Source organism: Rahnella sp. RcJ3 (assembly GCF_009498575.1).
GTDB classification, from domain to species: Bacteria; Pseudomonadota; Gammaproteobacteria; order Enterobacterales; family Enterobacteriaceae; genus Rahnella; species Rahnella aceris.
The window spans coordinates 36,544-49,929 of record NZ_QSNX01000012.1 but is presented as its reverse complement, the minus strand read 5'-3'; the positions used below and the strand labels follow the sequence as shown (position 1 = coordinate 49,929).

Genomic DNA, 13,386 nt, shown 5'->3' with positions numbered 1-13,386 from the left:
TCTGTTTACGACGATGAAGAATAGCCAGGAACGCGGGCGATCTCTCTTTGATAGCTCTGCATGCAGTGAGTGCATGATTTTGCATTGTGATCGCCCTGCTCTTTTCTCCCCGCGACACCAGTGCTGGCGTGGATCACAGTGGATCACGCAACTGCATCAAAAGCGACCTATAAAGCGGGCAAGCGTGGCGGGGATAGCATTGCGCGCAGAATTGTTGAGTGCTATCTTTTCAATCATAGATTGTTCAATTTAAAGAATATTATTTTTGTACTTTACATCAAAAAGTTACAAGACTCCGTAAAGGAATTACATATGCCTAATAGAAACAAAATAATACCTCTTTTGAAAAATATTGCCTCAAGGCTGTGGGAAGGTCATGCATCAGTCTTAGTTGGTGCTGGATTTAGTCGAAACGCAAAAGCACTCAGTAGTAAATCACGGAAGTTTCCGATGTGGACTGATTTAGGAGATGTTTTTTATGAAAAAGTATATTGCGAAAAAAATACTAATCGTTATTCCAATGTACTAAAATTAGGTGATGAGGTACAGGCAGCTTTTGGTCGTGCCGTATTAGATAAACTAATTCAAGAAAATGTCCCTGATAAAGAATATGAGCCTTCAGAACTCCATTCTTCTCTTCTTACATTACCTTGGGTAGACGTATTCACAACGAACTATGACACTTTACTTGAACGCGCATCAGTATCAGTTGATTCAAGAAAATATGATTTGGTTATGAATAAAAATGACCTTATCAACGCTGAAAGACCAAGGATTATAAAACTACATGGTAGTTTCCCATCTGAAAGACCTTTCATTATCACTGAAGAAGACTACAGAAGGTATCCAATTGATAACTCTCCATTTGTTAACACAGTTCAGCAATCCCTAATAGAAAACACGTTATGTCTTATAGGATTCTCAGGAGATGACCCTAACTTTTTAAATTGGATTGGGTGGATAAGAGACAATTTAGGCAACGACAACTCTCCAAAAATATTTATCGTAGGATTATTTTCTTTTAACGAAGCCCAGCGAAAGCTATTAGAAAAAAGGAATGTGGTAATTGTTGATCTTACTTTCTTAGGCGATTTCGACAATGACCACTATTCCGCCCACAAGTCTTTTTTTGAATATTTATTTGAAAGTAAAAATAACGAAGGCAATCTAGATTGGCCAAAAGAGACACATTTAGATCTAATCAGTAGAGATGACACAGATTTTGATAAAATACAAAAATTAAAACATTGTGTTGCTAGCTGGAAAAAAACAAGACTTGACTACCCTAATTGGCATATAGTTCCTGAAGGGAATAGGAGAAAACTATGGAGAGGAACTGAGAATTTTTTAAATATTTTTCCAGATGGATTGGACGTCGAAGATAACTTGGATTTATTGTTTAGTTATGAACTTGTTTGGCGTACTGAGAAATCACTGCTACCTATCTTCGATAATTTTTCCCAACATCTTTTCAATGTTGTGGAAAAATATAAAGTAAATCTTTTTCAGAAGAGAATTAGTAACGGAGAAAATAACTATGATATTGATGAGTACCTCCCTTATATTATACTTAGTTTATTGCGCTATTGCAGACAAGAGTCATTAACTGAAAAGTGGAACGAACTATCATTAATACTTACAAATTCTATAGAGAAAATGACACCGGAAATAAAATCAAATTTTGAGTATGAAAGTGTTTTATATTCTTACTCACAGTTGAATTTTGATGAAGCACGCTCTAAGTTAAATAATTGGGAAGTTAGTAAGCAATTACCCTATCACGAGGTAAAAAAAGCAGGATTATTAGCCGAGTTCGGAATGTTAGATGAATCTATTTCGATTTTAGAGGAATCATTATCCACTATAAGGAGAAATGGCTTATTACAATCTACTAACAATGATTATTCGAGTGTCTCACAAGAGGCATATGTAATTTTCATTCTTAGGATGTTTAAGAATTCAATTATTTTCAAAAATAATGAGAGGGATTCCTCAAGTGAATATCGTTCACGATTAGCTATCCTGTCACAATATGGCGCTGCTCCTGACTATGAGGCTAAATACTTTGAAATTAAACTCGAATCCTACTTAAAAAGAAAAAATGGAAAGGAAGCATATGACTTCGATTTAGATAGAAGAACTACAACTACTCACTTCGGATTTGGTAATATTGATCATGCAGCTTTGACATCATTTAGTTTTTTATTATTCTGCGAAGACATAGGTTTACCATTTCATATTCCGAAAATGCAACTTCTTAGCAATACTGCTGAAAGGGCTGCAAGGAATATTTCTAGTTACTGTCCAGGTTGGGCTACTTTCTCCATGTTTAGATTGTATGATTCTCGAAAAGTAGGAAGTGTTTTTAATCGAAACAGATTGTATACATTGGACAGGAAAATAGTTGAAGATCTTTTCGATAAATATTATTCAACTTATAAACTACATATATTTAAAAGTATATCTGATAATCTTGATAAAAAATTAGAAGTCGAGAACTCAACTCTTTCTGTTGTGCCAGAAATACTTTCCCGCTTAGTAACAAAATGCTCGTACTTAAAAAAAGTAGATTGTATAAATCTGCTATGTGATTTGTATAATCATGAAAAATTTGAGGATTTTTCTTCTACCAAAACTTTATTAGAGCGCACAATAAAAAACTTAACTCCAGAACAGTTAATTGAAGTAATTCCTACTCTTGCTGAGTTTCCATCGAGTCCCAAAAGCTTAAATGTCAGACCATATTATAAGTATGAATTCATTAACCCTTTTAGTCTGCTAGTTGACTTAGAAAAAGAAAATATCGCCAATGTAAAAAAGATACAAAGAGCTAAAATAGCTGGCGATCTTAACACCATTAAAAATGGGTCAACTGATGAAAGGAAAACGTCATCGATAAAACTCATAGTTTTACATAAGATGAATATGCTAAACAGATCTGATGAAAATAAACTAATTAAAGCCTTATGGAGCAAAACAGACGATTATGGATTCCCGGTTGATACAGGCTATTGCAACTTTTACTATATCAAAAATCTAAATCCATTGGGTCATAAAATTTTAGAGAAGATGCTTAAAAAAATAGAGAGTTATTCTTTTCCAATTCAAAATGGTAATCAAGTTGGATTAGATCAAGGTTATTCACTTTATTGCCATGAGTTAAGCGGTGCACTATCGGTTATGTCTTTCACAGAAAAAGACTTGAGAATTATTATAGACAAACTTATCGGATGGTACGAATCGGATAGGCATTGGCTTGAAAATAGAGCTTCAGATGATGACATTCTCATAGAATTCAAAAAACGCTTTTCAAATATTACGCGTATCATAGCCTCAATAATAAGCAACCATAATGATAAGTTATCTAGTAAAACTAAGGACGAGGTTGAACTACTTCTGTACAAAATGAAAAATGATGGTAATTTAGTAATAACGGCACTAACTACATTATCATTAGCCAATGGCCAATCCAGCGCAGAAATATTGGTTAGTTTGAAAAAAGATTTTTACCAAACCAGCAGAGACAAAGTTTTAGAGTCATTGAGATCCTTCTATATTTTTCTTAATAGCGACTCAAACGATAACTTTAACTTCATCCTAGACCTCATCGGAAAAAAAAATAAGCTGGAATCGTGAGCCTTGCGTTTCTGAATGTTTAACTATGGCAACTAACATCATTGGTAAAAATGACATCTCTTTTGACTCGGAATTTGTCACATCTTTAATTATAGGATTAGAAAATATACTCAGTACAGAGGATTTCTCTGATGACGAAAATCGAGAGTTTATAGATCACCTTGAAAAGAAAGTAAGCGCTGCAAAATTAGCATCTTGTTTGAAATCGAAATTCTTTGAGTCAAGAGTCACCCCCCCAATAATCATTAATGAATGGGAAAAAATATGCACTTCTATGACGGAATTTGAGGAAATTAGAAATGCTTGGGATAATGGGATAGCTCAATAATTAGGAATATTATATTGTGCTAAATTATACCCCTACAGCTTATGCTCGTAGAATATCAATTTATTCTATTTAGTTATTATTTAAAATATAGATATTGAATTCTACTGCTTGCAACCTGCTGAAATAATTAACCTCCTTCATCCTTTCCTGCAGCGGCGTCAGCTCGTTCCTAACAAACACTTGCGCCGCCTTCTCCACATCCCCAAACCCGCCCGCATTATCAGGAATGATCCCCATCATCTGCGGCGGAACGCGGTGCGCGCTCAGAAGGTCATCACGGCTGGATTTCTTAATGTTAAAGAAATCATCCTTGGTGGCGACTTCGCTTAGCGGCAGGATCTGAATGCCGTCTTTCTTGCCGTTCGGCGCGTACATGAACAGGTTGCGGAAGTTGCCCAGGCCTTTGGTGTCCCTCATTGCCTTACGCATTGAATCGATGTCACTGCTGCTCTGGGCGGCGTCGGTCATATACAAGATGTAGCCGGCGTGCGCGCCGTTTTGGTAATACTTGCGGCGGAACAACGTGGCGGCCTCGTTGAGCCAGGCGGAGTTCAACGCGCTCAGATATTCCGGCAAGCCATAAATCTCCTGGTTAAAGTCCGGTTCAATCAGATGAAAGATGCTGCCTGCTGTGAACTGATGCGGTTCTTTCCACCCTTGTACAAACCAGTAAACGTGTTTGCGCTGACAACGGTCTACGCCACGCAAAAGGCCTCCATGCGGGCAGCACAGGCGAAGTGGGACAAACTCCAGCGCGGAGTTGTCGATCTCCCTGGCTCGCGGGCGGGCTGATTTATTTCCTGAGACGCCGGTGACAGTGTCGGGCTTTAAGTCAGTGATCGACGCGCAGCCGTGGATAATCAGCAAGGTAACGCACAGTCTGGGCGGCAGTGGATTTGTGACGACGTAGAATCTGGAGTGTTAGAGCAATCAGGTATGTTCAATTCCATTGTAAAACCAGGGATTGAACATGCCTGCGGATAGGGCAAATTAAAGGATTTTTTTCATTGAAGGTGAAGTGTGGAAAATGAAATCATTTCTTTCATAGAAGGGAATTGCTTCTTTCCTTGCATCAAGAAAAACAAAATTCATCTCCCTGCTTTTAGCCTCACTGACAGCGAAATCAAGAAGTAACCTACCCGTTCCCGAATGGCGCTCATGTTCATCAACGACCAGATCATCAATATGCAGGTGAGAACCCCGTGCCAGCGTGTGTACAGGCCTTATGCCCATCACACCGATAATTCTTTCCTCGAGCACAGCAGCAACAAGCTCATACCCATTCAGAGTCTGAACTCTTACGCTTTTTAAAAATTCGTCTTTGGTGATATTTCTTAGCTGAGCAATGATCGGGAATGCGCTTTCCCACTCTGAAGGAAGTAATTTTTTAATCAGAACAGTCATAAAACATCCAATTCAATAAGCAGAGTTATTATTTATAGGATTGTTATTATTACGTTGCAATGTAAATCACTGTAATTTCACATGTCTGTTTTTCATCATAAAACGCAATGATCAAATCTGATTAAAAATGATTACATGGTGATTATTATGATGCACTGCCCGAAATGTCAGCACGAGCACACGCCCGTTCAAGCCGTTATCTGAGCATCAATATCAAAGAACGTTATCACCAGTGCCAGAACATTAATTGCAGTTGTACGTTCAAAACGCATGAGTCCATTGCGGACATCATTGTTGAACCTGGCACCGTTCATGCTGTTCAGTTTCATCCGGATAAATATCAGCAACAATCTTTGCAGATGCATTAAAACAAGAAACCCGCCAATGGCGGGTTTTTTAACATTCAGGATCACCAGCTAAGTTGCTCACCGCTGGCTTTCAGATTTTGTTTGTACATCATATCCAGGGTCGCGTAAGTGCACATATTAACCGCACCTTCACAATAATCCCCGATAACCTTATCTAATATTTCTTTATTTTTGGCTTTAGTCAGATTTTTAAAAGCGGTCAGATTTTGCTTTTCCATCATACGAAGCGTTGTTGGCTGGCACATATTAACGGCACCATCACAGTAATCAGCCTTCACCCTCGCCTTGATGTATTCAATTACTTCTTGTTTTTGCGCTTCGGAACCATCGAATTCCATAGGGTTGACAAATGCAGCACTCACGGCAAACGGAAGCACTAAAGCAGCAAATCCCAGAACAAACTTCATCATTAAGTCCTTATAGTGAAAGCAAACTGTTAAGACTAATCTTAACAACCTGACATTAAAATTTCACCGTTTCCGCCGAAACCTTTCCAAAGATATTTGCTTAGACAAACCCATCGGTTGCACCCTTGCATGTATACGACTGACTCAATCAACCCCTCCCGAAAATATCCGCGAGTTTGATCAACCGGAACGTGAAATGGCATGGCTGACCCAGGAACAAATCCTGCGACTCATGGCCGCCAGCGAACAGCATGGGCAATATCATCGTGTTGCAGCGCATCCTCGGGCACTCAGATATCCGCATCACGATGCGCTACGCACACTTCGCTCCCGATCACCTGGAAGACGCTATTCACCTGAATCCGCTGGCTCAAATGGATGGCGACAAAGTGGCGGCAGAAAGTCCAAATGAGCAGCATTGAAGGTAACAGGAAGTGGTTTAAGTGATTGTTTTAACGGTAAGTTATTGATTTAAGAAATGTTCAAAAAAAAGACCGAATACGATTCCTATATTCGGTCTAGGGAAATGGCTCTTGGGAGAGAGCCGTGCGCTAAAAGTTGGCATTAATGCAGGCGGTTAAGCCGTACAACTTAAAGAGTAGACGACAGATGACTATTTTCCACCCAGTTTGAAACATAGTGATAATAACAATGATGTATTATTTTCATTGTGTGACAACATACGCAAAACATGGGATTTACATCAGTCAGTTATCGTCGGCACGGCTGTTCAGCAAAGCGACTGAGCTTTGGCAATAAAAGGGGCCAGACTCATTTTTTGCCCTGGGTTCTGCGGGTCGTCCAGCCAGATTTTCTCCAGTGGCACAGCCTGAACCTGATGGTTTTTTACCTGCTCTTTCGCCACGTCATTGAGAGGATATTGCGCCAGCGTGCTGTCGTTAATCACATACAGCGCATTACCGGGACGGCATTGCAGCATGACTTCTTCACGGGTAAAGGCCCAGGCTTTGCCGTATTGCAGACGGCTGATCGTTTCCAACTGGGGTGCCGCAAAGCTGCTGGCAGATAAGGTCAGCAGCACACAAGCTAGCAGTGTTTTCCTCATAATTTTTCCTCGGTGATATTAAATTCCTGGTACTTATTCAGATAACCCGTTCAGCGCGGTGCCAGTGTGGCAAACACACTCACCAGCAGCAATACGCCCAGCGCCAGCCCCCATTCGAGCCAGGTCATCATGATAAAATAGTGTTGTGCCCTGTCGGGATCTTTACCCATTAAGGGCACCAGCCGGTAGCGGTTAAACACAGCGACAGCCACCATCATTCCTACCATGAGCACTTTGACCACCAGAAGACACTGGTAAAGCGACGTCATATCCGTTGGCCAGCGCTGTAAAATAATGGCCGTGTTGATGATACCGGTGAGGATCACCAGCGCGACGGCGGCATGTCCCCAGAGCGAAAAACGGATAAGCGTGGCAATAGCATAAGGTCTTGCCGAAGGTTGTCGGGTATATCCCATACAGATCAGCAATGGCAGCAAACACCCGAACCAGTAGGCCGCGCTGAGCAGGTGCACCACATGATTCGTCCGCTGTACCAGCCCGGGCAGACCTTCATGCATCGCAGCATGGCCGACCAACGCCTGACTCATCAGTAAACCGCATGAGCACAGGAAGACCAGCATATTCCGCGCGGGCAGCCAGTCCATCAAAAGCACCAGCAACAGCGCGGCCGTCAGTAATAAATGCCAGCGCCAGACTTCACCAAATGCAGTGGTTAAAACCAGCAGCCAGACATTCAGATTCAGCGCATCACTCCAGCCGTTGCCCATCAGCGCAGCCTGAATCGCCAGCATACCGACCGAAGTGACCGCCGCAACCAGGGCGGAGCAGATCATCAGGGTCTGGTTTTTGCGCAACAACACGGCCGAGAAACCTGCAGGCGTCAGCAACGAGCAGAAAACGCTCAGACCGAAGATTTGCATCAGCGAAGCAAAATGCATGAAGCGGCACAGAACAAACAGTGCAGTCAGACTCATCGCTTATTTAACGGTGAAACTGTACTGACCGTGCGTTTTGTGACCATCAACGGAGACAACGTTCCACGAAACAATGTATTTCCCCGCGCTCAACGCATCGGAAAGTGGCAGAACGGCCTGAGTGTTGTCATTCGCTGCCAGCGTCATTTTGCCGGTTTTCACTGTTTTCTGGCTGGCATCCGTCAGGGTAATTTTACTGAAATCAGGCTCGATCCCTTCACTGAAGCCGAGAGACAGTTCAGTCGGGCTGACGGTTAACACCGAATCCGCCGCCGGGGTTTCTGTTTTCAGATGGGCGTGAGCAGAAGCCTGCTGTGAGATAAATCCGCTCAGCAGAACGGCTGAGACTGCCAGGGCACGGCAAAGAGAAGTGGTTTTTTTGAACACGATAATTCCTTGGCTTGCTTAACGATGAATTTATAACGCCGTCACTTTAGCGCAAACCGCCACAAAACGTTTGCCAAAAAGGCATAAAAAAACGCAGAGGCGGAAGCACTCTGCGTTTTTGTGAACACCTCTGGCGGGAAATTAGCCTGCCGGAGTTTGCGTCACCATATTTTTGAGATCTTTATCCACGAAGAACAGGCCGTTACCGGTGTTGCTGACCAGCGCCAGTTTATCAAGGACTGATTTGAACAACGTCTCTTCTTCATGCTGTTCAGAAACGTACCACTGCAGGAAGTTGAAAGAAGAGTAATCTTTCAGCGTCATAGACAGATCAGCCAGTTCGTTGATTTTCTGGGTGATCAGCTGTTCATGCTCGTAAGTCTGTTTGAACAGATCAGTCAGGGATTCAAAAGCCACCGGCGGAGCGGCAATTGCGCCCAGCAAAGGCAGAGCACCCGTATCGCTGACGTATTTGAACAGGCGATGCATATGGTCCATTTCTTCCATTGAATGCTGTTTAAGGAAAGCGGCGGCACCTTCGTAGCCTTTGTCGCTGCACCATGCACTCATCTGCAAATATAAATTGGCAGAATAAAACTCGAGGTTCAGCTGTTCATTAAGCTGATCAATCATTTCTTTTTTAAGCACGATACGGCTCCATAAATTGAATTAAGTCAGGTGGGCTGATTTATTTATCTGCATTATGCCCGCATCAACACAAAATAAATACACCTTATTCACATTAACATGCACAGCAATAACAATTAATTTTAAACAATTGATTTTAAATCATTTTATAAAGCAATAAATATTCAACAATGATAATCATTAACATGTAATTCCCTATTAAAAGGAATCATTCTTATTTACGATATTAATTAACGTCGCCTTGTTGAATATAATTATCACTTCTGATTTGTGAATGGTTCTTATTTACTCCTGATAATTATCCGCATTCTTTGCCGGGCAAAGGAACATAAAAGCCAAATCGCAACATTCACGCTGGCGCCTGCCTCGGGTACAATGTGGTAAAACGGATCATCGGGAAGCAGTTATGAGCATCAATCTGGCTGAAATCAGCAAAGAAGAAATGGATCGTATCAATGTCGATCTTGCGGCCTCAGCGGTGGCCTTTAAAGAACGCTACAACATGCCGGTTGTCGCTGAGATGGCGGAACGCGAGCAGCCTGCGCATCTGCGCACCTATTTTCGTGAGCGGGTGATGTTCTATCGCGGGGAATCACATAAGTTCTCCCGCTTACCTTATGAGCCGAAGCAAAAGTAAACGGGAGTAGCAGGCAACATTAGCGCCGGGCGGCGAAACGCTGGTTAGTGCGGATCAGTTGATCGAGAATGCCAGGCTCGTCGAACGAATGCCCTGCCCCTTCAATGATGTGCAACTCCGCTTCCGGCCACGCCTGCGCCAGATCCCAGGCATTTTGCACCTGGCAGGCCATATCATAACGGCCATGCACAATGACGGCCGGAATGTGGCGAATACGTGTGACATTTTTCAACAACTGGTCGTCACTTTCCAGAAAACCCAGATGTGTAAAATAGTGGTTTTCTATACGGGCAAACGCCAGCGCAAAATTGTCCTCACCAAAGGATGCCGAACCTTCCGCAGGCAACAGTGTCACGGTCTCCCCTTCCCACAGGCTCCAGATTTTAGCAGCCTCAAGCTGCACAGCGCGATCGCCGGAAGTCAGACGGGCCCGGTAAGAAGCAATCACGTCTTTACGCTCTTCATCCGACAGAATCGACAAAATACGTTGCCACTTTTCCGGGAAGAAGCGGGACGCGCCGTCCTGATAATACCAGGACAGTTCCTGCTTACGCAGCGTGAAGATTCCGCGCAGCACCATCTCGCTGACATGTTCAGGATGCGTCTCGGCATACGCCAGCGCCAGTGTTGAACCCCACGAGCCGCCGAACACCAGCCATTTGTCGACACCGGCCATTTTGCGCAAACGCTCGATATCCTCGACCAGATGCCAGGTTGTATTGTTTTCGAGACTGGCGTGAGGTTTTGAGCGTCCGCAGCCACGCTGGTCAAACAGCATGACGTCATAATCATTGGGATCAAACAACTGACGGTGTACCGATGAGCAGCCGCCGCCGGGTCCGCCGTGGAGAAATACTGCTGGCTTGCCTGCCGGGTTTCCGCTGCGTTCCCAGTAAATTTGGTGACCATCGCCGGTATCAAGCATGCCGCAGGCATAGGCTTCCCGTGGCGGATATAACCCTTTAAATTTTGGCATGACATTTCCTGTTCTATTCGGCCAGTGTATTGATTGATGTGCTTACATCTTCATAACAGCGCATCGGCTAGCCCGCCACAAGGTGTTATAAGCAAAAATCGTTATTTTGCATACCGTTCGCATACTTATCGCGCAATTTCACTTTCAGGCACGCCCGGCCCGCCTTAAAGCGGCCGTGCAAAGAGTGAAGAAAAACCTGCGAAGACACTTGCAACCGGAGCGAATTAAGCAGTAAATAGCAGAGCAACCCAATCCACCAGCTTTAAGAGAGGCAAATATGAGTAAAGGAATGGATAGCAAAAAGAATGCGAAGAAAAAACCACTGAAAACTCCGGCCGAAAAAAAGGCTGAGAAAAAAGCCAAGAAAGCTTCTGCCTGACAATGGACTTCGTAGAATAAACCCGCCGAGAGCGGGTTTTTTTTATTCTCCCCGTCCTACTTCGCGCTGCAGTGGCATTGGCTGCAACCCGAATTATTTAGGGGAAAGGTGTGATATTTAGTGCTTCGCTGCCAGCGCCAGCACAAAGGCATATTCCAGCGCGATATCTTCGTAGGCTTTGAAGCGTCCGGATTTACCGCCGTGCCCGGAATCCATATCGGTATGCATCAGCAACTGGTTATCATCGGTTTTAAGCTCGCGTAATTTTGCCACCCATTTTGCCGGCTCCCAGTATTGCACCTGCGAATCATGCAGTCCGGTGGTGACCAGCATATGCGGATATGCCTGCGCGCGAACCTGATCATATGGGCTGTATTGCAGCATATAGTCATAATACGCTTTGTCGTTCGGGTTGCCCCACTCGTCATATTCACCGGTGGTCAGTGGAATGGATTCATCAAGCATGGTGGTCAGCACGTCAACGAACGGCACCTGTGCCACAATGCCGCGATACAATTCTGGCGCCTGATTAATAATTGCGCCCATCAGCAAACCGCCTGCACTGCCGCCCATGGCGTAAACCTGCCCGGCGTCACCGTAGCCTTCAGCAACCAGTTCTTTGGTCACATCAATGAAGTCATGGAAAGTGTTGAGTTTGTTGAACAGTTTGCCATCGTCATACCATTGCTGGCCCAGCTCAGCGCCACCGCGGATGTGCGCCAGTACGAAAACAAATCCTCTGTCGAGTAAACTCAGACGGCTGCCACTGAACGCCGGATCCATACTGCTGCCATAGGAACCGTAACCGTAAACCAGTAACGGATTTTCATTCGGCTTAAACAGTTCGCGGCGATACACCAGTGACACCGGGACTTTCACGCCGTCACGTGCCGTAACCCAGACACGTTCGCTGCGATAATTTGCCGCATCAAAGTCTTTCACTTCCTGCTGCTTGAGCAGCGTACGGTCATGCGTATCCAGATCGAGTTCAAACAGCGAGCTCGGCATGGTCATGGAAGAATAACCATAACGCAGCAATGAGGTGTCCGGCTCCGGGTTGTACGCCAGCCAGGTGGTATAGGTCGGATCGTCAAACGCCAGCGATTTTTCCTCGCCGGTTTTCCAGTGGATCTGACGCAATTGCGTCAGCCCCTGATGACGTTCTTCCACCACCAGCCAGTCACGGAACAGGCTGAAGCCTTCAAGCATCACTTCAATACGCGGCGCAATCAGGGTCTGCCAGTTTGCTTCCACGCCATCTTCACTCTTATAAAGTCCGAAGTTTTTGCCATCTTTATTGGAGCGGATGTAGAAATGCCCGAGGTAATGATCGAGAGCGTATTCATGATCTTTACGGCGTGAGAGAAACACCTGCGGTTTTGCCTGCGGATCATCGGCATCCAGCAGCAGGATCTCGGAAGTCGTGGTGCTGTCGAGGTGGATCAGAATGTATTTTTCAGACGTGGTTTTATCCAGCCCGACGTAAAACGTGTCGTCTTTCTCTTCATACACCAGCGTGTCGGTCTTAGGATCAGTGCCGACCACGTGGCGATAAACCTGATACGGCAGCAACGTTTTCTTGTGTTTGCGCACGTAATACAGTGTCTGAGAATCGTTCGCCCATTCGCTGCTGCCGGAGGTGTTTTTCAGCAGATCGTCAGTCCAGGTTTCGTCATCAAGTTTTTTGATGCGGATGTCGTACTGACGGCGCGAAAGAAAGTCTTCCGCCACGGCCATCAGTTTGTTATCAGGGCTGATATCCAGACCGCCCAGCGTGTAAAATTCGCTGTCTCTGGCACGTTCATTGCCATCAATCAGCGTGCTCCAGTTTTCATGTTCCGCTGCGGGCTGACGCAGATAAATGGCGTATTCGTTGCCCGGTTCATAACGGGTCTGATAACGGTAGCCATGTTTCACGTAGGGAACGGAATGATCCTGTTGCGCAATACGCGCAACCATTTCGCCATACAGGGTTTCACGCAGCGCCTGATGCGGTTGCATGGCCTGTTCGGTATATTGGTTTTCAGCGGTCAGATACGCCAGAACCTGAGGATCGGCGCGGTCATCATCACGCAGCCAGTAATAGTTATCGACGCGGTCATCGCCGTGTACGCTCAGGGTTTGCGGGCGTTTTTCAGCCTTTGGAGGTGTCATCATCTCGGGATCTCTTTGTCCTCTTTGCGGTGTGACAAGAGTGACAGGTTTAGGCAGGGAA

11 protein-coding genes and 4 pseudogenes are annotated in these 13,386 nt (G+C 44.5%); 6 read left to right on the top strand and 9 right to left on the bottom strand.

Going from position 1 to position 13,386, the window contains the following annotated elements; all coding sequences use genetic code 11:
• Positions 1-138 precede the first annotated feature (138 nt).
• A complete protein-coding gene (locus DXU84_RS16455; protein WP_370461793.1) occupies positions 139-3,636 on the top strand; it encodes an SIR2 family protein in 3,498 nt (1,165 codons plus the stop codon).
• Positions 3,637-3,661: 25 nt separating this feature from the next.
• Positions 3,662-3,964, top strand: a complete 303-nt coding sequence (locus DXU84_RS16450; protein ID WP_153376242.1) for a hypothetical protein — start codon at positions 3,662-3,664, stop codon at positions 3,962-3,964.
• A 69-nt stretch (positions 3,965-4,033) separates the two neighbouring features.
• On the opposite strand, the pseudogene DXU84_RS16445 reads toward DXU84_RS16450, so the two are convergent.
• Positions 4,034-4,669, bottom strand: a pseudogene (locus DXU84_RS16445) (phage portal protein); the annotation flags it as partial.
• Between DXU84_RS16445 and DXU84_RS25410 the strand changes: the two are divergent.
• Positions 4,637-4,874, top strand: a pseudogene (locus DXU84_RS25410) (phage late control D family protein); the annotation flags it as partial. The pseudogenes DXU84_RS16445 and DXU84_RS25410 sit on opposite strands and share 33 nt — an antisense overlap.
• An 80-nt stretch (positions 4,875-4,954) precedes the next feature.
• Here the strand turns inward: DXU84_RS25410 and DXU84_RS16435 are convergent.
• On the bottom strand, positions 4,955-5,368 hold the full coding sequence (locus tag DXU84_RS16435) for a GNAT family N-acetyltransferase (protein ID WP_112152157.1): 414 nt from the start codon (positions 5,366-5,368) through the stop codon (positions 4,955-4,957).
• A gap of 147 nt (positions 5,369-5,515) precedes the next feature.
• Here DXU84_RS16435 and DXU84_RS16430 point away from each other — a divergent pair.
• Positions 5,516-5,736: pseudogene (locus DXU84_RS16430) on the top strand (DNA-binding transcriptional regulator).
• A gap of 41 nt (positions 5,737-5,777) precedes the next feature.
• On the opposite strand, the gene DXU84_RS16425 reads toward DXU84_RS16430, so the two are convergent.
• Positions 5,778-6,146, bottom strand: coding sequence for a hypothetical protein (locus tag DXU84_RS16425; protein ID WP_223510347.1), 369 nt, complete (start codon positions 6,144-6,146; stop codon positions 5,778-5,780).
• A 251-nt stretch (positions 6,147-6,397) separates the two neighbouring features.
• Between DXU84_RS16425 and DXU84_RS16420 the strand changes: the two are divergent.
• Positions 6,398-6,565 (top strand): annotated as a pseudogene (locus tag DXU84_RS16420) (integrase); the annotation flags it as partial.
• 308 nt (positions 6,566-6,873) lie between these two features.
• On the opposite strand, the gene DXU84_RS16415 reads toward DXU84_RS16420, so the two are convergent.
• The 4 genes from DXU84_RS16415 to ftnA form a co-directional block, all read right to left on the bottom strand.
• Positions 6,874-7,209 (bottom strand): YebY family protein, encoded by a 336-nt coding sequence (locus DXU84_RS16415; RefSeq protein WP_013576173.1) that lies wholly within the window; start codon positions 7,207-7,209, stop codon positions 6,874-6,876.
• 50 nt (positions 7,210-7,259) lie between these two features.
• Positions 7,260-8,144, bottom strand: a complete 885-nt coding sequence (copD, locus tag DXU84_RS16410) for a copper homeostasis membrane protein CopD (protein WP_153376238.1) — start codon at positions 8,142-8,144, stop codon at positions 7,260-7,262.
• Positions 8,145-8,147: 3 nt separating this feature from the next.
• Positions 8,148-8,534 carry a copper homeostasis periplasmic binding protein CopC gene (gene copC, locus DXU84_RS16405; protein WP_369794827.1) on the bottom strand — a complete coding sequence of 129 codons (387 nt, stop codon included), beginning with the start codon at positions 8,532-8,534 and terminating at the stop codon, positions 8,148-8,150.
• Between the two features lie 138 nt (positions 8,535-8,672).
• Positions 8,673-9,179: a non-heme ferritin gene (gene ftnA / locus DXU84_RS16400; RefSeq protein WP_013576176.1), complete on the bottom strand. Its 507-nt coding sequence runs from the start codon at positions 9,177-9,179 to the stop codon at positions 8,673-8,675.
• 406 nt (positions 9,180-9,585) lie between these two features.
• On the opposite strand from ftnA, the gene DXU84_RS16395 reads away from it, so the two are divergent.
• Positions 9,586-9,816 carry a DNA polymerase III subunit theta gene (locus DXU84_RS16395; protein WP_013576177.1) on the top strand — a complete coding sequence of 77 codons (231 nt, stop codon included), beginning with the start codon at positions 9,586-9,588 and terminating at the stop codon, positions 9,814-9,816.
• A gap of 19 nt (positions 9,817-9,835) precedes the next feature.
• Here DXU84_RS16395 and pip read toward each other — a convergent pair whose 3' ends face one another.
• Together pip and DXU84_RS16385 are read right to left on the bottom strand one after the other, a co-directional pair.
• Complete coding sequence (gene pip / locus DXU84_RS16390) at positions 9,836-10,792, bottom strand: prolyl aminopeptidase (protein WP_112152154.1); 957 nt, start codon at positions 10,790-10,792, stop codon at positions 9,836-9,838.
• Positions 10,793-11,288: 496 nt separating this feature from the next.
• Positions 11,289-13,328, bottom strand: a complete 2,040-nt coding sequence (locus DXU84_RS16385) for a S9 family peptidase (RefSeq protein WP_153376236.1) — start codon at positions 13,326-13,328, stop codon at positions 11,289-11,291.
• Between the last annotated feature and the right edge of the window lie 58 nt (positions 13,329-13,386).